Source organism: Rhodoblastus sp. 17X3 (genome assembly GCF_030056575.1).
GTDB lineage: Bacteria > Pseudomonadota > Alphaproteobacteria > Rhizobiales > Beijerinckiaceae > Rhodoblastus.
On sequence record NZ_JASHHX010000023.1, the window covers coordinates 24,378 to 44,666 of the forward strand.

The window sequence follows — 20,289 nt, forward strand, 5'->3', positions numbered from 1 at the left end:
GGAACTAGCGAATGACGTAATAGCGGGCTTCGAAAGAAAAGCTCGGATCCTGGAATCCTCCGGTTTGATCCGTGGCGAGAATCTTGAGCCCGTTGGCGGCGTCGCGGACAAATTCGGCCTCGCCGGCCTTGCCGGCGAGATCGGCGGGCACGTCGGGAAGGTCGACCAGTTCGAGCGGCGCCTCGCTGAAAATCGCCATCGCCAATCCAACGCCTCTTGGCGGAGAGGCGACAAATTCATAGGTTTTCGATCCTTCGGCGGGAATTCTGATTTGCTGGCCGGCGGGTATTTCATTCGTTTCGGGACTGCGCCCGTCGGTCTTGGCCAGCGACAGAACATTGGGAAAGATCTGCGTCAATTTCCCATCCGCCGCGACATCGACAAGGATCACATAGCCTTTCCTTCTCGCGCCGACTCGGAAACTCATACGGGTTCCAATGGACGCAGGCGCACCGGGCAAGATCTCGAACGTCAGGCCGGCGCGATTGGCCAGTCGCGGCTGTTCCGGCGGCGTCGGGACCGGCCCTTCCGGCGTCCCGTCGTCCAGCCCCTTGGGCTCCGGCGCGATCACGCGGACGGCGCGCGTGAGGCCCTCCGACTGCTCCCCGGCGACCGACAGCGCCGGCGCCAGACCAAACAATAAGACGAGCAAGGATGAGCGTTTCGACATGGCGCGGCTTCAGGGTGAGGTGAAAAGACCGACAAATCCAAGTCGAAGGCCTTGCGATTCGTCCCTTGAAAGAACATCGGCGAGTTTCTGCGGGCTGATCCTGCGCGATGACTGGCGTAAAAGGCGCTCGAGTTCGCTTAGCCGTTGATTGGCGGTGGCGGCCACGATCAGATCGGCGCCGAAAGGCTCCCGCACCTGTAACGCGACGGAATATTTTGGGTCTATGCGCTGGGGCGGATCCGATCCGAGCGGATAGAGCAGCTGCACATTTCCGTTGCCGGAAAGGTTGAATAACACCAGATAACGCCCTGTTAACTTGCCAACTTCAATTTCAACATGCGTGCCCTTCGCATGCAGATTATCGCCCGGCAGCAGCCTGACAGTCTGCGCTCCGCTGGCGACCCGCTGTTTCAACCATTCGAGAACCATCGTGCGCTCGACGACGCCCGAAAGGTCCGATGTATCGATATTTCGCGCGATGATGTCGGCCCCCGCAAGGACGTCATGCGTGCGCGGGTCCCAGACCAGATCCGGATTGGCGTTCGGCGCGACGAGCGCGACCTGCCCTTGTTGCGCCACGGCGACCAGCGCGGCGTTCTGGCCATCCAGCGCGGCCACCCGGATCATGGCGCCGGGCGGCGCGCGGTTCGGACCGGGCCGCGACGCAACCAGGGCGACCGCCGGCAGACCGGGCGCCGGGGAGCTGGCCGGGACCGGCGCGCCGGCGCCGGCTGTTGGCGTAATGTCGTCCTGATCAGGATCCGCCGGCGAAATCACAAGGCCTTCGCCGGGCGACACCGCAGCCGCGAACGGGCGAACCGCAATGCCGCGCGTCAGTTCGGCGACCACATATTGACGAGGGTCCTGCTGGGCCGGGCTCTCCAGCACAACGACCTGACGCTGGTCGCTGAGCTGGTGCGCGACCTGCCGGACATAGGCGAATATCTCGTCAGCCGTGATCCTGCCGTCGCCATCAACATCCGCTGCGCCCTCGAGCGCGCGCGAAAAGGCGTAGGAAAGCGCGCCGCGATAGCCTTCGCCCGCGATCTTCAGTTCCGCAACGCGCGACTTCTTGTCGACCGCGGCGAGAAAAATCGAGTGATGAAAATCATTCACGGACGCGAACGCGTCCTCGCGGTCGGCGACGCTGACAAGACGGTCCTTGAGCGGCTCATATCTGACCGTTCGATAGACCATCTCGGCCCCGCGCGGATCAACCTCCCGCGCCAGTCCACCGCCCGAACAGCTGTCCGCCACAAAGACAACCCGCCCGCCGGCCGCTTCGATTTTCCTGATGTAATGATTGAATTCTGTCGCCAGAATTTTTTCCGACGCGCCATCTGGGTCTTTCGGGTCGAAGGATGGCAGCAGAAAAACCGCATCCATTCCGTCGGGTTCCGATCCCTTGATGCGCTCAGGCTCCTGCGCGCCATGACCGGCCAGAGTGATGAAGATCGTGTCGCCCGGACGGGTCGCCGTGGCGAGCGCCTCGAAAGCAGCAAGCACGTCCGCGCGGCTGGCCTGGCGGTCCAGCAGGAGATGAAGGTCCTCGACGCCGATTCCGCGCAAGGCCTTCTCCACGTCGCGCGCGTCGGCGACCGCGCCACGCAGGGGCTGGACATGCTGGTAAGCGTCGACGCCTATCACCAGTCCGCGCGTGGCGGCCCTTGCCCCGGAGGCCAAGACGAGGCAGGCAAGCGCCAGACACCAGATCGTCGCCAATCCCCGAGCGCGCGTCGCCACGCCTCCGGCGCAAAGGGCGATTTGAATGAGCGGCTTCATGGCTCGGTCCTGGTTTCGTCCTCGTCGATGCGTCCGTCTCGCCCTTCGCCGGACGGGCGGCCCTATTCGATTTGAAAATAAGCCATCGTCGCCTTAACGCCCGTCGAACCCGCGAGCTCGGAGGCAGCCGATGCAAAGAAAGCCTTGGCCTCCATCGGCTCCTTGATGGCGAGCGATGTCAGCGGCGTCGGACTCGCGATCGCAAGGAGCAGCATCGGATGGACGCGCGCCGCCGCCGCCTTTTGCAATCGCATCGCGAAACTGCGGTTCACGCCACCTCCGCGCATTCGCGACGTGACATTATAAACCCGTCCGTCATCATCGACGATGACAAGTTCGAGATAAGGCTGGTCGCTGGCGATTTCGCCCGTCAACACGTCGCCGCTTCGTATCGACGCCTTGAGCAACGAGAGTTTCGGTCCATCCATGTCGCGGCCGCCGCTGCGCGTCAGAAAATCGACCGCCGGGCATTGCGCGGGCGCGATCGCCCGGACGGCTATATCCGCCTCCACCCGGGTGACGGTCTTGAAGGCCTTGTCGAAGGCGACGAAGGCCTTGTCGTCGACGCCGACGCCATCGACCTGAGCCCCGGCGTCCGTCACCTTCACCGGCGCAAGAAATGTGCAGTCGCCGGAAGGGTAATGCGCGATGAAGTCGCGGATTTCCTCGGCCGAGGCGGCCCCGGCGAATTGCTGTCCCGGCGGCGGTGGGGGCGGCGTGGGAGCAGCGGCCTCATCATGTTTCTCCGTTTCCGGAACCGCCGCAATGACAGGCTTCTGCGCGGGCCCCGTTCGACCGAAATGATAGGCGAGACCAGCTGCAGCGATTGCGAGCAGCAGGGCGCCGCCACCGAGGACGCGCGCCCTGTTCGGCCAAAGATTGTCGCCGCCAAGGGCGATCGCCAGTTGAGGCGAAGATGACGATCCGAGCTTGTCCGCTCCCTTCGCCGCCGCCGGCAGCTTGATCATGGTCCGCTCGTCGGGCGCCGTCTTGGCGCGGGGCGCCCAATCCGCGACCTCGCGCATGGTTTGCGGACGAAGGGCGGGATCGGGGCTGAGCATGCGCGCCAGCAGCGGCCGCATCTCGGGATAGACGCCCTGAAGGTCAGGAACGGCGCGACGTTTTTCGATCACTTCAACCTGCGACCCGCCCATGTCGATCCGCTTGCCAAGACAGGCGTAAGCCAGGACGAGGCCAAAGGAATAAATGTCGGAACGGGCGGTGACCTCGCCATTGTACAGGCCAAGCTGTTCGGGCGAGACGTAATTGAATTTGCCGGCGAAGCCGCTACCAATGACCGTGGCCTCGCCCGGCCTGGTCGAGCGGGCAATGCCGAAATCAATGATCCGGGCGGATGAAAAATCGTGATTTTTCACGAGAATATTATCTGGCGCGATATCGCGATGAACAATTCCCGCCAGATGCGCGGCGTGAAGCCCGGACGCGACCCGCGTCTTCAGAGACAGAACATCAGCCAGCGCAAGGCGGCCGTCGCGCAGAATATCGAAAAGCGGCTCGCCCTCGACGAACTCCATCGCCAGATAGGGCCGCTGCAAGGTTGGATCGATCGAAAAGACGAAATAGCGGACGATCGCTTCGTGATGGATGCTGTGCAAGGCCGACGCCTCGCGGCGAAACAAGGCCAGGGCGGCTTCATCCTCGGCGAGCTCGGCGCGGATCAGCTTGATCGCGACCTTGTCGCCGGTCTGGATGGCGTGGCCGCTATAGATCTCGCCCATGCCGCCGGTCGCCAGCGGCTCGTCGATCTCGTAAATCCCGTTGAGCTGCGTGCCCCTCGGCAGCGCCGAGGACGACCCGAATGCCATGCTCATTCCGCCCTTGCCTGCGCGGCGCCCAATTGTCCGGACATCCTGCGCGTGCCGTCCGGATTATATTTCATGACGATGACCGTCACATTATCCTTGCCGCCGCGAGACAGGGCCAGATCGATCAATTCATGGCAGGCCGATTCCGGCGGCCGGCGGCTCGCGATCCCCAGGATTTCCTCGTCTTCGACATGCGCCGTCAAGCCGTCGCTGCAAAGCACGAAAACGTCGCCGGATTGCAATGCGCCATCCTTCATCTCGGTCTCGGGCTTTTCGAACACCCCGATGGCGCGCGTCAGGACATTGCGATTGGGCCAGTTTTCGGCCTCGTCTGGCGCCAGCGCGCCGCGATCCATCAGTTCCTGGAATTCCGTGTGATCCCGCGAGATCTGTTCAAGAACGCCTCCACGGACCAGATAGACGCGGCTGTCGCCACACCAGACGCAGGCGAAATGCTCCGGGAAGGCCAGCAGGACCGCGACGGTGGTTCCGACGATTGCGCCGCCGTTACGTTGCGCAAAGCTTCGGATTTCGTCATTGGCGAAACTGATTTTTTCGTCGCAGGACCGCAATAGAGCCGAAGCGCTCGCCGGTCGCTCGACCTCGCTCAAGGCGCGGGTGACCGCCCGGCTGGCGAAAGCCCCCGCCACGTGACCGCCCATGCCGTCGGCCACCGCCCAAAGCCCGACATCGGGACGCAAGATGAAATCGTCCTCGTTCCTGTCGCGCACATGGCCGCAATGAGTGGCGCCGCCCGTTTCGAACACGGACGCAAGATCAGTTTCCGGCTTCAACGCGCGGCGCTCCCTGCTGGAAACGCCCCGTGAGCATCGCGGAGAAAAGATGGGGCGACGGCATGTTCAGACAGGCGAGCGCGCAGGGTTGGTAACCCTCCCCGCCCGCCGTCCACCAGAATGTCGAGGCGGCGGCGGCCCGCGCCGCGTCGGCCTCGCGGCCCGAGGCGAAACTCCGTTCGAACGCCAGGTCGTCCAGGGCGTCGTCCACCGCGATCATGCTCGCGGCGCAGCCAAGCCTGACCAGCCGCTCTCGCGGGGCGTCCGTGGCCACGACCTTTGGCGGCGCAACGTTTCTGAACGACAGAAGCAGCGCGTCGTGATCGCGGCTTTCCAGCGTGGACAGGAGGAATTTCTCGACCTCGTCGAACCAGAGCGGCTGCGCGTCCGCCTCCGGCGGCGCCAGCGTCGCTTCGGCTTCCGCGAAGGCCGCATAGGTCAAAGGAAAATACCGGCCGACTCCATCCATCGACGGCATGATCGCGCCCATGACCGTCGCGCCGCAAATATTCTCGCCGAGCCAGAACCGCCAGATCGGCGCGGTCAGGAAGGCTTCGTTCCAGCCGCCCGACAGGGCCTCCCGGCTCGCCGCGACGCCATTTTGCAGCCATTGCTCCCAGACGGACAGAAAGGCGCGCGGCGTCTCCACCGCGATGAAGTCGCGGCGCGTCTGCACTTTGCCAAAGAGGGCGCGGCTTACCGGCATGTCATAATCCCGTCGGGCAGCGAAACTCCCGCAAGGCGGGCAAGGTGAAGGGATTGAGGTTCGTTCCGACCGCAAACTGATATTGGAGCTCCCGGCCTCCGACGATGAAACTGGCGACCAGACGATCGCCCCGCTGGGCGGCGCCCCCGACATCCAGCAATCGGAACAGCGCCCAGGCGCCAGTCTTCTCCAGCACGGCGGGAGCCAGGCTCGCCGTTGGTGTCGCCGGCTGACCCAAAGTGGGCGTTTGGGCGACTTGCGGCTCCGTGCTCAAGGTGACGGCGGCGCGCCCGCCGGCGGCGGCGCCGGGCCATTGAATGGCGCCCGGCAGGACCGAGGCTCCCGCCTGCGTCACGACCGCCGCGCCATTGACCTCGAACCGCGCCGAGACGCCGGCTCCGCTCAGCACGGGCGGGAAGATCTGCATGTTGATTACGGGCATGTTGCCGCCGGTGGCGAAGAAGGCATCCCTGATCTGCGCCGCCCGCTGAAACTGGATCAAGGTCGTCGCCGAAAGCGAGCTGCTCAAGGCGCTGTCGGCGCGCCATTGCCAGTTTTTCTTCGAAACATCCGCATATTTCGCAAGGTGTTGCTGAAAGAAGCGGTCGGCGACCCCATTGGGGCCGAACATTCGTCCAAAATCCGCCAGCGCGATTTCGCTGCGCGCCATCCGATCGAACGGGTAGCGCCCGGTCACGATCTGCTGGCAAACACCAGTCACCTGATCGCTCAGGGCGCGATTGAGTTGCGAAAGCTCGGAATTATTCACGTCCGCCTCGAATGAGGCGGCGGCGCGCGTCATCATTGCGTCGAACGGCGCGGGCAGCCGCGCCGATTGGGCTCGCAAGGCCTGCACCTGCGCCTGAAGACTGGCGTTGGCCTGACCGGCCTGGCTCGGCACGCTCACTGACACGACCAGATTGTCCTTGATCTCGTTGAGACGCCCAATCAGCTGATCGATCGGCCGCGCGGTCGCGCCGCCTTCAAGCCATTCGTGATAGGGCCGGAACGTCGCTTCGATCTGCGAACCCGGCGCGCCGATCTGCGGCTGGTTCAACAGCACGGCGCCCGGCGCGGGCTCGCCCTCTTTTTTCTTCAGGCTCGGCCGCTCGCGCGTCAGCGCGGTCTCGTCGCGGATCGATTCAAACAAGGCGCGCAAAGGCGAAGAGGGGCCAGCGAGGGTGGAAAGCGTCGCATAGCGCGGTTTGTCGGCGGTCAGGCGCCGCAGCTGAATCTTCGCCAGCGCGCCTTGCCAGCTTTTGATGAATTCCGCGGAATAGAGCTGATAAATATCGACGCTCAGAGTGTCATATTGCGCGGCGACGGCAGATTGTTCGCCATCCTTGCCGAGAACCCATTTTTCCGCCCGAACCTGATCGGCGATGCTTCCCAGCGGCTGAAGGAGCGCTTTCTGGAAACCGACATAGGTGAAAAAGCCCGGCACGCGGATCGCGGCAAGATCGCCGCCATTTTTTGTCTCGAACACGGCTTCGGAATCGAAGCCGGCGGCGGTCTTGACGTTCCAGTCCGGGATCTTGAGCGAGCGGGCGTCCGATTTGAGCAACTGATAGGCGCGTTGGGCGATGCTCATGCGCGCCAGCAGGCGTTGGCTGTTTTCCAGCACCGAGCTTGAGAGATCGACCAGCGGCGGGCGGCCGTCATCGAGATCCAGCATCGCGCGAAGCTGTTCTTCCAGCGCCATGCGGCCCGAAGCCTGCCCCGCGCCCGGATAGAGATTGTCCTCCCAATCCTGACGCATCCACGAAACGATGAATTCCTTGTCCGGCGTGTGAAGGCCGCCCAGCATCATATAGACCTTCAGCGCCTCATAGACGTAATCGGCGTCGTCGCGTTTGGCGTCGATCGCTTCCTCGAGGCGATACAACAGCCGGGGCCGGTACAGGCGCTCCAGCCCCATGCGATAGGCCTCGACGGCGCTCGACGTCAGCCGCTCCCGCTGGCTCAACCCGAAGGTCTCGGCAGCTGGAGTCGCGGCGTCCTTCTGCGCATATCCCGCCGGCATGAATCGCAATTTACGCAGCAGCGGCTCGATTTTCTGGAAGTCGCGATCGGCCACCTGGTCTTCGTTGCGCAGCCCCCCGGCCGCGACGCTATATTCCTTGTCCGCATCGGCCAGCGATTGCGCCAGCGCCTTGTTGCGCGAGTAGGAAACCCACCACGCGGCGCAGGCCCCCAGGCCAAAACAGAGGGCCAGACCGATGATCGACGCTTTCAGCAGCAGGCGCCTGAACACGGCCCTGGCGTCGGTCGAAACCCAGGCGGCTTCGCCGACGATGACCTTCTGCAGCAGGTCGGTGAGAAAGAAGCTCTTGCCGAAGCCCGAGAGCATAGCGCCGCGCACCTCCTGCGCGCCGAAATTGCGGCTCAGGGCGACGATGAGCTGGTCGATGGGCGTGCCTTCCTGCGTGCCGGAAGCGAAGTAGAAACCGCGCAGGGTCGCATTGGCGTGATAGCGGGTGGGCTCGAAGATCGCGGTCAGAAAATGATGGATCGGCTTCTTCAGCGTCGCCATCTGGGCCGGCAGTCCAAAAAGCGCCACGCGCGGCCCCGGCGCCGGCTCTTCCTGCAGCCGGTCGAGCATCTTCTCGTTCAGCCGCGTGACCAGCAGGTCGAATTCTTCCGGAATCTGGCCGACGAAATTCCGGGTCTTGTCCCTGGTCTGGAAGGTCGCGCCCCAGACCTGCCGGCGTTCGCCCTCGTCGAGATTGGCGAAGAATTCGAGAAAGCCCGCGACCAGATCCGCCTTGGTGAAGAGGGCGTAGACCGGAAAGGCCACTTTCAGCTCGTCGTAAATTTCCACAAGACGGGTGCGTATGGCCCGCGCATGAGCCGCAATCTCCTCCTGCGGCAAGGTGAGAAGATCATGCAGGCTAATGGCGATGATGACGCCATTGATCGGCTGCTTCGGCCGGCTTTTCTTCAACAGCTGAAGGAAAGACAGCCAGCTTTTCCTGTCCGCCCGCGCATCTGAATCCTGGGTGGTGTAGCGGCCCGCCGTGTCGATCAGCACGGCGTCCTCGGTGAACCACCAGTCGCAATAGCGCGTGCCGCCCGCTCCGGCCACCGCCTGAGGCGTCGCCCCCTGCGCCAGCGGAAAGCGCAGGCCGGAATTGACGAGGGCTGTCGTCTTGCCGGCGCCGGGAGGACCGATCATCACATACCAGGGCAGATCATAGAGAAAATCGACCTTGCCGCCGCTCGCGGCTCTGAGCGTCGCCAGCGCATCCTTCATGCGCTCGTGCAACGCTTCGGAATCATCGGCGGCTTCCTCTCCAGCGATGCCGGAGGCCAGCGCCTCGGCGCTCTTGCGGCGGCGCCAGAAGGTAAAGCCGCTGATCCCGGCGAAGACGGCGACCAGAAGAACGATGACGATCTCGCGCGCCAGCTCGTTTTCCAGCGGCCTGAAATCGCCAATGGCGATATGGGGACCGGCCAGCCAGACGACGGCCGAAATCGAACCCAGTCCCGCGCCGTAAAGCAGGATCCGGAAGACATCGCCGCCGACCGCCGATTTGTTGAACATTTCTCCTGATTGCTCCTGCGGTTGAAATCGCTCTAGTCGGTGCGCGAGACGAGAATATCGACCCTTCGATTCCTGGCGCGGCCCTCGGCGGTCGCATTGGAGGCGATCGGATCGTCGGCGCCCTTCCCTTCGACCATCAGGCGGTCAGGCTGCGTCAAGGCAGGCTGCAGCAAGGCGGCCACGGCTTTGGCGCGCTCGATCGACAATTGAAAATTGGACTGGAACCTGTTGGCGGCGTTCAGCGCGACATTGTCCGTATGCCCCACGACGCGGACCGGCCCGACCTCCTTTTCGACGACCTGGCCGATGCGGCTGGCCAAGGGCTGAAACTGCGGGAGGATCTTCGCGTCGCCCGATTTGAAGAGGATGAGGCTGCCGACGCGTATCGCGATCCATTTGCCGATCGGCTCCACGGTCACGGCTCCCGATTGGATCTCGGTCGCCATTGCGTTCTTGATCCGCTCCAGCTGGCCCAGTTGCGCCGGCGACGCCTCGACCCGGGGCGGCGGAGACGGCAGGCGCCGCTGCAAGGCGATCTTGGTGTTGGGATGCAGCGCATTGGTCTCCAGCGCCGTCGCTTCGGCGGTCTGCGTCAGCTGGGTCCGCAGGAAAATGAAGAAGCCGAACGTCAGAAACAGGATCAGCCCGACGAGCGCCCAGGTTGGGGCGCGAAATTTGCTGGTCGTCAGAGCGAGATTCTGGCCCTGCCAATGCGGAGACAAGGCGCTGGCTCCGCGCGGACGAATGCGGCGGAGCGTTTCATAGAGGCTGCGCTGACGGTTCTGCACGGTCGCCGCACCCGCCGCGCTGGCGCGATACATGCCCTGAAAGCCGAGCGCGAGGCAGGCGTGCTGCAATTCGAGGACGTCGAAATTCCTGGCCGGCTCGGCTGACAGCCGATCGAGCTCGTCGAAGAATCGAACGCCGCCGACCCTTTCGCCGAAGAAACGGCTCAGCATCGAATATTGCGTCCAGACATGACGATCTTCGGTCGGAATATTCTGGACGATGTCGTCGGCCGTCGCGCAGATCAGATATTTCGCGACATTGACCGTTTCAGGCGCCACGCCCGCCGCACGTACGTCAATTTCGAAGAATTTCACGGCTTCCGCGACCTGCTCCATCAGGCTGGCGAAAGAGGCCCGCAGGGCGGCCACGCGCAATCTCCCCAGCAACAGCAGCAGAGGGCCGGCCGAGCGCATGATCGGATTCGGATTGGGCGCCGCCAGATCGTCGAAGCGCAAGCCCTGCGCCTGCGGCAAAGGCGGCGGATCGGCGCCGGATGAAGCGGCGGGCGGCCGCGCTGCGATCCAGTCGTCGCTCCCGCTCGCCGACGCGGGCGAGGACAAGGGCGGGGACGGGTCGCCATAGGCGGGCGCGTTGGCGTAGCTGAAAGGAGTCGCGGGCGGAGGGACCGCTGGCGGCTCGGACCCGGCGGCCGGCCCGGAATTGGCCGGCGGCCCGGGATTGGCCAGCGGCCCCTTGGGGAGCCTGCGCCCCGGATTGGGCCGGAACACGGTGCGCTCATTGTCCTCTGGCCCGGGATCCTTCTTGTCGCTCATCTGGAATCCTCCAGAACGGCCCAGAGTTCGAGTTCCAGTTCAGGCCAGTCGCCGGAAAAATGCATGCCGATCGAAGCGGCGGAGCTGAATTCCGGCCAGAGCGGCGATTGCCGATCGAGAAAGAAATAGACGTGATCGGTGATCGCGCGAATTTGCGGGGGCGGCGTGGGCAGATGCACCAGCGGCACACCCGGCAAATGCGCGTGCACGATCTCGTTCATCTTGGTGTTCGGGCCGATCTTGAACAGCTTCGGAAATTGCAGCTGAATTTCCGTGAGGGGCCGCCGCGCCGCGACTTCGAGAACGAAACTGGCGTTGCGGAACAAGGCGCGGTCGCGGATCGGCGAAACGAAGGCGTTGTCGGCGCGCTCGATCAATTCGAGACGAATGGCGCGCCGCCCGAGGCGCGCGCTGAGAAAGTCCTGCAGGTCGCGCAGAACGGGCTCAAACGTCCCTTCGAGATCGTCATGATCGTAAGCTGGATAGCGGCGCGCCCGGCGATCCGTCGCGCCGAAGGTCGCAAGCTCGCCCGCGAGCGCGACAAGCGTCACGAACAGGCGCTCGGGATGGACGTAGCCCGAAGAGCGCAGATGCCGCAGCACCGGGATTGTGCGGTTGAGCAGTTGAAGCACGAAATAGTCGACGCTCTGCAAACCGCCGCCCGAGGTCGGATCGGCGGCATAGCGCGACAATTCCTCCAGCTTGTGCTCCACCCAGCCCGAAATCCGGTCGATCCAGCCGGAAACGACATTATGGGCGCTGCAAACGAGCACGGGCGGCGCATATTTTTCGTCGAAGACCAGCGATTTGTCCTGGACTTCGAGGACGCGCGCGACGCCGAGATTGAAATAGCCGGGCTTGGGGGTGCGCCGCAATTCATAGGTCAGGCGCGGATAGGCGATATCGAGCTCCTGCTCGACGCGCAGTTCGGACGTGGAATCGATGAAGGTTTCGGCGCCTTCGAGGAAGCGCGACGCGCTGTCGCTGACGCGGTGATCGACCTCCCGCACATTGGGCGCCGGCGCGGGAATGCAGAGCCAGACGATCTGATTGGCCGCATCGTCGGGGATGTCGATCGGGAGCGGCGACGGGCTGTCGCCGGGGAAGTTGAAAGGCGTTCCGTCCGGCATGATCCCGGCCGCGCGCCGCACCGCGAACTTGCTTTGCTGCGCGACGTCCCTGTCGATCTCGAGTTCGGAAAAGCCCCATGGATAAGGAGAGATGTGACGCGTGCGGCTATCGACGCGCCGCTCGTGATAGCGATCGCTCTGCTGAAAATGATGCGGGCGAAGGAACAATCCTTCCCGCCAGATGACCTTGCTGTACCAGGACATCATTCCCCCTAGCGCCCGCCGCCGAAAAGCGACGCGATATGCGGACCGGAAAGCACGCCTCCGCCAGGAGGCGGTCCGCTTCCTCAGCCGTCGCCTGCCCGATCGTAGAAACTCCCGAAAAGCAACATGAACTGGTTGATGACGCCGTCGGACTGGCCTTTCGTCTGAGCTTTCCAGGCCGCCAGGAACGCGTCCCAGAGTTGCGCCTTGCGCGCCTTGAACAGAGATTCGGCCCCATGAAGTTTGGGCGCGTTCTTGTCGAGCTGCTCCGGATCGAGAGCGTCGAACAGGCTCTTCACCGCCTGCTGCATGGCCGCATAAGTCTGGAGCTGATGCCGCTTCAAATCCGCGAAGCTCGCTTCGAGCGCGTCGAGCGCGTCGAGATAGCTGCGCGTCGGCGGCCCGAACATGATGCGCAGCGCATCCTGCGGCGTCGGCGTGAATTTGAGCGGATTGTTTTCCTGCGGCTGGATCAACGTATATTCGCCGCTGCGCGCGATGCGCTTGGCTTCGACCCGCGCCTGCAGCAATTGCTGCAATTCACCCGCGACAATCAGCGCGAATTTTCCCATCAAGGCGCCCAGTTCCTCGGGGCTTCTGCTGGAAAGCAGATCCTGCGGAATGCCCGCCGCCGATGCGAAGGCGTGCATGAAGAGGTCGGAGCCTCCCCGCAACGCGCCTTGATCGCCCCTGACGGGCGCGAACGGCGGGTCTGAGCGATCCGGCGAGGCGACCGCGGACGCACGCCCGGCCTGGGCCTCAGGCGGCGCGTGCGCGGCCATGTCCGGCGGCGCGCTCCAGCCGTCTTCGTCGAAACTTGCGCGCCGGCGCGGCTCGGGCGCGCGGGGGGACTCCTCTCGCGGGACGGGCCTTGGCGCCAGCGGCGCCCAATCCAACGATTGTTCCACCGGAATGAATTGCGCCGCTTCCCCGATGCGCGGGGCGTCGACCGTCTGGGACAGGAAATCGCCAAAAACGGGGCTCGGCCTGCCCCGTGGCCGCAATTCCCTGGGATCGATGGGCGGCGCCACTTCGCCGCCGACGTCCCACAGCGATTCATTCGATTGGGGCCGGTCGATGGTCGGCCGCGCCGCGCCGGGCTCGGCGTCGGAGGCGCGGCGCGCCTCACCCGTGATTGAGACGCCGATCAGATAGTCGCCAATCTGAAGCCGATCGCCGTGTTTCAGGCGATAGGGCGATTGAACCCGCGTCAGCGCGCCATTCACGAAAGTCCCGTTGGTCGAGACGTCGATGAGCATGTATTCGCCGGAATGATATTTGATTTCGCAATGCTTGCCGGAAATGAAACGCTGCGGGTCCGGGAGACTCCAATCCAGATGCTGGTCGCGCCCGATATCGGCGCTCCTTTGACCGTTGAGCGTGAAGGAAAGCGGCCCGCCGTCGGGCAGGCTGGAATGGTTCTCGATTTTCAACGTCAGCGCCATTGCGGGGTCCCTCAATTCGGCGCCTCAGGCGAAATCCATGCCCTCGTCCAGAGATCGCAGAGCAAATTCGACCCAGGCGGTCATAATAGCCGGTCTCCTGTCGTTAGCCAGTCTTGTTGAAGCGGAAAGCAAGGCTACACGGACCGCCTGCGCGGTCGCGGCGGGCGACGGCGCCATTGGCGGCCCCCCGGCCGGCGCAATGCTGCCGCCCGACCATGCCGCGGCCAGGGCGATCCATCCTCCTGAAAGTTTGGCGCTCGTCTCAAGGCCGAGATCGAGCGCCTTCCGGCGCGCCGCCTCGTCCGGACGCAGCGCCCATTGCCGGGCCGCCGCCACGCATGCGCGCTCGCTCGCCGTCAGCTCCTTCATGTCGCGCATGGCGTGACATCCCCACCAGACCGCTTCGCGACGCGGCAACAGATAGGCGCAATAGGAGATGGCGGCGTCACGACGCTGCTCGGCCAGACATCGGCGGACGAAGGCGACGGACTCCTCGGCGCTCGCCGCCTCCTCCCCGGTCTCGATGGCGGCTGTCGAGAAGGATGCGAAAAGATCCTTCAATGTCGCAAATCGAATCCTGTTCATGGACTCAATTCCAGTCGATCTTCAGCGCCGAGAAAGCGATGTGGCCGGACGTCACCTTGATTTCCGTCGGCGTGATTTCGATGACGCTCGCGCCGCAGGTCAGTTTGATGCTCTGGTCGGCCGTCACGGCCTGATTGCCCGAAATCTTTATGATCTGGTCGCCCGCCTGGATCGTCAGATGGTCGCTGCCCTTATCGAGCGTCGTCGTGCGCGAGGCGCTCGTTCCGCCTTCGAATTTTTCGCCGATCTCGTTCGTCTCCGTATTCAGAACCGTGACTTGATGATCTTTCTGGGCGTGCATCCGGATCAATTCGGAATCCTTGGCGTCGTCGAACATCAGCTCGTTGTATCCGCCATGCCCGAGCGTGCTGTCCGACTTTATCCCCGACTGGGTTTTCTGCTTTGGAAGCGTGTATGGAAATTCGTTGTCGCCATTATAGACGGCGCCGACGACCAGCGGGCGATCGGGATCGCCTTCGAGAAACTCGACGACCGCCTCCATTCCGATGCGCGGAATGAACTGGCCGCCCCATTGCTTGCCGGCCCAGACCTGGGCGACGCGAACGCGGCAGGATTTCATTTCCTTGCGGTCCCAATGGAACAGCAGGAGCACTCGGCCATATTTGTCGACGTCGATTTCCTGGCCCTCTTCGCCGACGACGCGCGCCGTCTGCGGCCCATGGATCAGGGCCTTCGGCGTCAGCAGCGGCGGCCGATAGGGAATTGACGCGTCATGGAGCTCGTAATTTCCCGAATAATCGGCCTCGCCGGAGCCGCCCGAACGATAGCTTTGCGCAACAAAGGAATGCTTCGCCCGCAGGATCAAATATTCAATCTTTTCCGCCGGCAGCGGATGGCGATCCAGCGTCGTGAAGCCTCCCGGAAACAGACTGATCGCGTTTCCCCTCGCATAGCGGCGTTTGTCTTGGGCCTGATCGGCGTCGAGACGCACTTTGGCGTTTTCCTCGCCATCCTGCATTTCCATATACAGCCCGGGATAGTCATAAATCTCCATCTGACCCTTGCTATATTTTGAAGCAGATTCCTTTTCCGTTTGCAGCTTTTTCGTGGGCTGCTTAAAATCGTAATCGTTCAATTTATATTTACCGGACCGGAATTGCCGCTCGCTGCTCCAGCTCCTGAAATATTCGACGTCATGTCGCGCCTGGAGATCGTCAAAATACGAAATTGTCGCGTGGCCGGGCACGGCTTCATGGGACGACTTGGAATCGGCCAATTTAAGCATATGCGTCCCGGCAGAATGTTCGAAAAAATAATAAATCCCGAACCTTTCCATCATTCGGCAGACAAAATTCAAATCTGTCTCGCGATACTGAACACAATATTCGATCTTGCAATAAGGTTTTGTCGTGACGGATTTAAAGTCGGTAAAACCGCGATCGCGGAACACCTCGTCGATGATCTGGATGACTGTCTTGTCGTGCCAGATCCGACAGTCCGAGGTGCGTGAAAGCAACCAGAGCCAGGGGCGCAGAACGATCCGATACAAGAAGAGTTCGTGATATGCCCCGACTGCCTCGGCTTCGACCATCACGCCGTTGAAATGGCGATCGGGACCGTCGGGAGAACTGAAGGTCACGCAGCAATTATGGCCGAGCGCCTGGTCAAAATCGATGTGATCCGAAGCGCTTAGAGCCTCAACGCGAAATTCGAAAAGCTCGCTGACGCCTTCCGTGGCGTCGAAGCGCGACAGGGCCAGTACGTCCTTCCCCAAAGGGCTTGTAAACGCGCTCGGGCGGCCTTCCTGTAAAAGCTGAGACATTCATCCACCTATACTTGCGCCATTCTGCAAAAACTTGACGATATAAAACATGTCCCCCATAGTCGGGCGGCGCGCCTTGGCGCCTGCGATCGATTTTGAAATCGTTTAGACTTTTCGAGCGTCACAATCGGCTAAACACAATCTTGGCCCATTTCGTTCCGCCCGATGCCGACGGAAGAAGGAGCGCGCGAGGAGCAACATGGCCATCTTGCCGCTGGATCAGTTGATCAATCCCGTTTCGGACGACAGCGCATGCGGCCCCGATCTGGACCTGCAATTTGATCCCGATTTCATGAATTTCCTTGCCCGGGTCGAAGGCACCCTGCCCGGCCAGTTTTTCACGCGCGATCAGGGGAGCGGGAATGAAAAGCCGTTCGAACGCGGCTCCCTGAGCTTTCAGAGCGAGATCGCAGCGGCGGAAGAACTGCTGCTTCGAACCCGTGACATTCGTCTCCTGGTGGCCCTTGCCAAATTCGCCGCCCTCGATCGCAAGCTGCCGGATTTCGTCGATCTCATGGAGACAATCGCGAGCCTGCTCGAAGCGCGGTGGGACGAGGTCAATCCTTGCGCGGAGGACGACGATTTCTCCTTGCGCCTGGCGTCGCTGCAGGCGCTCGACGACATGACCCATATCGTCCTCCCGCTGCAATTCACGCCGCTCATTCGACATCCGCGCGCGGGCGCCATCACTTTTCGCCACAAGCTCGTCGCCGATGGCCTGTCTCCGCGCGAAGGCGAGGAGGTCCCGGACGCGACGGTCATCGACCGCGCCTTCATGGAAATCCCGACGGAGGATCTGATCGCGCAGCGCGACCGGTTCGCGCGTCTGGCGGCCGCCGCCGCGGCGATCGGCGCGACAACCGCCGGTCGCCTCGGCGCTCAAGCGGCCGTTCGCCTCGATTTGCTGGAAGGCTTGAGCAAAAAGATCCTCGCCTTCCTCGACGGTTTTGTCCGCCGCAGGGAACCGGCCCTCGCCGCCCAGTCTGATCCCGATGCGGCGAACGGCGACGCCGCCCAAGGCCCCGCGACGCTCGCCGGCCCGATCGCGACGCTTGACGATGTCTCCGCGACCCTGGCGGGAATCGCCGCCTATTTCGCGCAATCCGAACCTTCGAGCCCGGCGCTGCTGCTGGTCAAACAGGCCTCCAGTCTGGTCGGCAAGAACTTTCTCGAGGTGATCCGCATTCTCGCGCCCGATTATTTCGATCAGGCGCGGATTGGAGTGGGCAGGAACGAAACTTTGGACCTGCCGCTCCATCGGTTGTCGGAACTGTTTGAAACAGAAGTCACGGAGCCGCCCTCGCCCGACGCCAGCATGGTGAATATCGCCGACAAGTCCGCCGCCGTCGCCGCATTGCTGCAGATCGAGGCCTATTACGCCCGCAACGAACCATCGAGCCCCGTTCCATTCATGTGCGAGCGGGCGCGCAAATTTTCATCGGCTGATTTTCTGACAATTTTAAAGGAAATACTTCCGTCCGATGCATTCACACTGCCAGGCTCAAGCTATTAGGCTCACGAGTGGAGCATTGACGTTAGCCAAAATTGCAGTAATGCTTTGGGTTCTGACCGATGCAGAGCATAATCGGCCCATGGTCAGCTTTTAGAAGGACTGTTCGCCATGAGTTCGGACAGCGGCCAAAAATTCATCCGTCGAAATCGCGTCCCCCGCGTTCACATCAGCTACGACGATCCCTACGACGCCGAGCGGAAAATCGAGTTGCCTTTCGTCATGGCGGTCCTGGCGGATCTTTCGGGGGATTCCTCCGATATCGCCAAGCCGGAAGTGGGCGATCGAACGTTCCTCGATATCGACATGGACAATTTCGAGCAGCGGATGGCGGCGATCGAGCCCGGCACGAGTTTTCGCGTCGCCAACAAACTGGGCGAAGCCGACGAAAAGCTCTCGGTCAAACTGAAATTTCAGAAGATGGAAGACTTTTCGCCCGCCGCGGTGGCGAGGCAGGTTCCCTCGCTCGCAAAATTGCTGGAGGCGCGTGAACAACTCGCCAACCTCATGCGTTACATGGACGGCAAAGCTGGAGCCGAAGAGCAATTGAAGAAGCTGTTGAAAGATCCAGCGCTCATGGCCGCCGTTGGCGAAAAACTCGCGAAAAATCCATCTGAAGGCGGCGCGGAACAGTAAACCGGAAGGACTGCGAAATGTCGACAGAAGTCAACCCGGTCCCTCAAGGCGCGCAAGTCGAGACGCGCGAAATAGATGAATTTTCAGCCCTGCTGAAACAAAGCTTCCGGCCGCGCACCGAGCGCGCGGCGACGGAGGTCGAGAACGCCGTCGCGACGCTCGTCAAGGAAGCATTGGCCGACGAGTCTGTCGTCAAGGAGGACGTGCTCGATACGATCGAGAGCATGATCGCCAAGCTGGACGCCATGCTGACGGCGCAGGTCAACGAGATCATCCACGCGCCTGAATTTCAGAAGGTCGAAAGCGCCTGGCGCGGGCTGAACTATCTGGTCTTCAACTCCGAGACGGACGCGCAGCTCAAGATCAAGGTGATGAACGTCTCCAAGACGGAGATTTACAAGAACCTTCGCCTCTATCCCGGCGCCCGATGGGATCAAAGCCCCCTGTTCAAACGGATCTACGAAGCGGAATTCGGCCAGCTGGGCGGCGAGCCTTATGGCGCAATCGTTTGCGACTACGCCTTCAGCCATCAGGCGCCGGACGTGCAGCTCATGCGCGACCTCTCCAAGATCGCGGCGGCGGCCCACGCCCCGCTTTTCGCGGCGGCCGATCCCGTGCTGATGGGCATGGACAGCTGGAACGAACTCATGAACCCGCGCGATTTGTCGAAGCTGTTCGACACGCCGGAATACGCCGCGTGGAAGGGCGTTCGCGATCAGGCGGATTCGCGCTACCTCGGCCTCTGCATGCCGCGCGTGTTGGCGCGTGTGCCCTATGGGGCCAAGACCGAGCCGGTCGAGGAATTCGCGTTCGAGGAAGATACCGACGGCCACAAGGGCGAGAAATACGCCTGGATGAACGCCGCCTATGCGATGGCGGTGAACGTCAATCGCGCCTTCAAGGAATATGGCTGGTGCACGCGCATCCGCGGAGTCCAGTCCGGCGGCGAAGTGTTGAATTTGCCGACGCATACCTTCCCGACCGACGATGGCGGCGTCGACCTGAAATGCCCGACGGAAATCGCAATCAGCGACCGCCGCGAACACGAACTCGCCAAATCGGGGCTTATCCCGATGATTCATCGCAAGAATACCGACAAGGCGGCCTTCATCGGAGCGCAATCGGTTTACAAACCCAAGGTTTATGAAGGCAAGAACGGGGTGGAGGCGACCGCTTCCGACAATCTGTCGGCCCGCCTGCCCTATATGTTCGCCGTCTCTCGCTTCGCGCATTACCTGAAATGCATGGTGCGCGACAAGGTCGGCGCCACGAAAGAAAAAGAAGGTTTACGGATCTGGCTGCAGGAATGGATCATGCAATATGTCGATGGCGATCCATTGCATTCCAGCGAAACCACGAAGGCCAAATTGCCGCTGGCCGACGCGCGTGTCGAAGTGTTCGAGGACGAGACAAATCCTGGCTATTATAGCGCCCGGTTCTACTTGCGGCCCCATTATCAGCTGGAAGCGATGGACATCGGATTGAGCCTCGTGTCGCGTTTGCCCGGCGCCAAGATTTGATGTCGCCGAATTGTTTCCAGTACCTGTTCTGTTTTCATGGGAGGGTGCGATGGCTGTACTAAAGGCGGACATTTTCATCAAGCTCGACGGCATCGAAGGCGAGTCGCAAGACGACAAGCACAAGAACGAAATCGAAGTTCAGAGTTTTTCCTTCGGGGTGACCAATACGGGCTCTCACGCCACCGGCGGCGGCGGCGGCAGCAAACATTCGCATATCGGGGATGTCCATTTCACGAAATTCGTGGACAAATCGTCACCCAAGCTATTTTTGGCCTGCGCTACAGGAGATACGATCAAAAAGGCTGAATTGACCTTCCGCAAAGCGGGACAAAAAGCGGGGCAGCTGGAATATTACAAGATCACTCTCAGCGATTTGCTGGTATCCTCTTTCCAGCAGTCCGACAGCAGTGGGCATGATCTTGGAACAGAGCAGGTTTCGATCAATTTTGCGAAGATAGAATTTGATTATAAAGAGCAGAAGCCGGATGGATCGCTCGGCGGCTCGGTCAAGTCGGGGTATGATATCAAACACGCGAAGCCCCTTTGACGTGATCAGTTTCGGGCGGACGGCATGGCGCCGTCCGCCGAACTT

General features: G+C 62.2%; 15 protein-coding genes. 4 read left to right on the top strand and 11 right to left on the bottom strand.

Annotated features, from left to right (window positions below; translation table 11 throughout):
* Nucleotides 1-4: 4 nt before the first annotated feature.
* The 11 genes from QM467_RS17130 to QM467_RS17180 all read right to left on the bottom strand — a co-directional run bounded on the left by QM467_RS17130 (nt 5) and on the right by QM467_RS17180 (nt 16,031).
* Nucleotides 5-670 carry a DUF4384 domain-containing protein gene (locus QM467_RS17130; RefSeq protein ID WP_283367553.1) on the bottom strand — a complete coding sequence of 222 codons (666 nt, stop codon included), beginning with the start codon at nt 668-670 and terminating at the stop codon, nt 5-7.
* 9 nt (nt 671-679) lie between these two features.
* A complete protein-coding gene (locus QM467_RS17135; protein WP_283367554.1) occupies nt 680-2,452 on the bottom strand; it encodes a caspase family protein in 1,773 nt (590 codons plus the stop codon).
* Nucleotides 2,453-2,514: 62 nt separating this feature from the next.
* Entirely contained in the window at nt 2,515-4,284 is a 1,770-nt protein-coding gene (locus QM467_RS17140; protein ID WP_283367555.1) for a serine/threonine-protein kinase, read from the bottom strand.
* Nucleotides 4,281-5,072, bottom strand: a complete 792-nt coding sequence (locus QM467_RS17145; protein ID WP_283367556.1) for a PP2C family protein-serine/threonine phosphatase — start codon at nt 5,070-5,072, stop codon at nt 4,281-4,283. The genes QM467_RS17140 and QM467_RS17145 overlap by 4 nt, the downstream gene beginning before the upstream one ends.
* Nucleotides 5,056-5,778, bottom strand: coding sequence for a type VI secretion system-associated protein TagF (gene tagF, locus QM467_RS17150; protein ID WP_283367557.1), 723 nt, complete (start codon nt 5,776-5,778; stop codon nt 5,056-5,058). Before tagF ends, QM467_RS17145 begins: the two co-directional genes overlap by 17 nt.
* A gap of 1 nt (nt 5,779) precedes the next feature.
* Nucleotides 5,780-9,322, bottom strand: a complete 3,543-nt coding sequence (gene tssM / locus QM467_RS17155) for a type VI secretion system membrane subunit TssM (RefSeq protein WP_283367558.1) — start codon at nt 9,320-9,322, stop codon at nt 5,780-5,782.
* A gap of 32 nt (nt 9,323-9,354) precedes the next feature.
* Nucleotides 9,355-10,884: a type VI secretion system protein TssL, long form gene (tssL, locus tag QM467_RS17160; RefSeq protein ID WP_283367559.1), complete on the bottom strand. Its 1,530-nt coding sequence runs from the start codon at nt 10,882-10,884 to the stop codon at nt 9,355-9,357.
* On the bottom strand, nt 10,881-12,218 hold the full coding sequence (gene tssK, locus QM467_RS17165; protein WP_283367560.1) for a type VI secretion system baseplate subunit TssK: 1,338 nt from the start codon (nt 12,216-12,218) through the stop codon (nt 10,881-10,883). Before tssK ends, tssL begins: the two co-directional genes overlap by 4 nt.
* 83 nt (nt 12,219-12,301) lie before the next feature.
* Nucleotides 12,302-13,663 carry a type VI secretion system-associated FHA domain protein TagH gene (gene tagH, locus QM467_RS17170; protein WP_283367561.1) on the bottom strand — a complete coding sequence of 454 codons (1,362 nt, stop codon included), beginning with the start codon at nt 13,661-13,663 and terminating at the stop codon, nt 12,302-12,304.
* A gap of 24 nt (nt 13,664-13,687) precedes the next feature.
* Nucleotides 13,688-14,248 (bottom strand): DUF6931 family protein, encoded by a 561-nt coding sequence (locus QM467_RS17175; RefSeq protein WP_283367562.1) that lies wholly within the window; start codon nt 14,246-14,248, stop codon nt 13,688-13,690.
* A 4-nt stretch (nt 14,249-14,252) separates the two neighbouring features.
* Nucleotides 14,253-16,031 carry a type VI secretion system Vgr family protein gene (locus QM467_RS17180; protein WP_283367563.1) on the bottom strand — a complete coding sequence of 593 codons (1,779 nt, stop codon included), beginning with the start codon at nt 16,029-16,031 and terminating at the stop codon, nt 14,253-14,255.
* 199 nt (nt 16,032-16,230) lie between these two features.
* Between QM467_RS17180 and QM467_RS17185 the strand changes: the two genes are divergently transcribed.
* The 4 genes from QM467_RS17185 to QM467_RS17200 all read left to right on the top strand — a co-directional run bounded on the left by QM467_RS17185 (nt 16,231) and on the right by QM467_RS17200 (nt 20,244).
* On the top strand, nt 16,231-17,544 hold the full coding sequence (locus QM467_RS17185; RefSeq protein WP_283367564.1) for a type VI secretion system protein TssA: 1,314 nt from the start codon (nt 16,231-16,233) through the stop codon (nt 17,542-17,544).
* Nucleotides 17,545-17,652: 108 nt separating this feature from the next.
* Nucleotides 17,653-18,177, top strand: a complete 525-nt coding sequence (tssB, locus tag QM467_RS17190; RefSeq protein ID WP_283367565.1) for a type VI secretion system contractile sheath small subunit — start codon at nt 17,653-17,655, stop codon at nt 18,175-18,177.
* Between the two features lie 17 nt (nt 18,178-18,194).
* Nucleotides 18,195-19,697, top strand: coding sequence for a type VI secretion system contractile sheath large subunit (gene tssC / locus QM467_RS17195; RefSeq protein WP_283367566.1), 1,503 nt, complete (start codon nt 18,195-18,197; stop codon nt 19,695-19,697).
* A gap of 49 nt (nt 19,698-19,746) precedes the next feature.
* Nucleotides 19,747-20,244, top strand: coding sequence for an Hcp family type VI secretion system effector (locus tag QM467_RS17200; protein ID WP_283367567.1), 498 nt, complete (start codon nt 19,747-19,749; stop codon nt 20,242-20,244).
* Nucleotides 20,245-20,289 lie beyond the last annotated feature (45 nt).

Bases quoted from the DNA above. Each gene is read 5' to 3' on its own strand.
- tagF (WP_283367557.1), bottom strand. From the start codon at position 5,778: ATGCCGGTAAGCCGCGCCCTCTTTGGCAAAGTGCAGACGCGCCGCGAC.
- tssK (WP_283367560.1), bottom strand. From the start codon at position 12,218: ATGTCCTGGTACAGCAAGGTCATCTGGCGGGAAGGATTGTTCCTTCGC.
- QM467_RS17140 (WP_283367555.1), bottom strand. From the start codon at position 4,284: ATGAGCATGGCATTCGGGTCGTCCTCGGCGCTGCCGAGGGGCACGCAG.
- QM467_RS17135 (WP_283367554.1), bottom strand. From the start codon at position 2,452: ATGAAGCCGCTCATTCAAATCGCCCTTTGCGCCGGAGGCGTGGCGACG.
- QM467_RS17185 (WP_283367564.1), top strand. From the start codon at position 16,231: ATGGCCATCTTGCCGCTGGATCAGTTGATCAATCCCGTTTCGGACGAC.
- QM467_RS17200 (WP_283367567.1), top strand. From the start codon at position 19,747: ATGGCTGTACTAAAGGCGGACATTTTCATCAAGCTCGACGGCATCGAA.
- QM467_RS17175 (WP_283367562.1), bottom strand. From the start codon at position 14,248: ATGAACAGGATTCGATTTGCGACATTGAAGGATCTTTTCGCATCCTTC.
- tssL (WP_283367559.1), bottom strand. From the start codon at position 10,884: ATGAGCGACAAGAAGGATCCCGGGCCAGAGGACAATGAGCGCACCGTG.
- QM467_RS17180 (WP_283367563.1), bottom strand. From the start codon at position 16,031: ATGTCTCAGCTTTTACAGGAAGGCCGCCCGAGCGCGTTTACAAGCCCT.
- tagH (WP_283367561.1), bottom strand. From the start codon at position 13,663: ATGGCGCTGACGTTGAAAATCGAGAACCATTCCAGCCTGCCCGACGGC.
- QM467_RS17130 (WP_283367553.1), bottom strand. From the start codon at position 670: ATGTCGAAACGCTCATCCTTGCTCGTCTTATTGTTTGGTCTGGCGCCG.
- tssM (WP_283367558.1), bottom strand. From the start codon at position 9,322: ATGTTCAACAAATCGGCGGTCGGCGGCGATGTCTTCCGGATCCTGCTT.
- tssB (WP_283367565.1), top strand. From the start codon at position 17,653: ATGAGTTCGGACAGCGGCCAAAAATTCATCCGTCGAAATCGCGTCCCC.
- tssC (WP_283367566.1), top strand. From the start codon at position 18,195: ATGTCGACAGAAGTCAACCCGGTCCCTCAAGGCGCGCAAGTCGAGACG.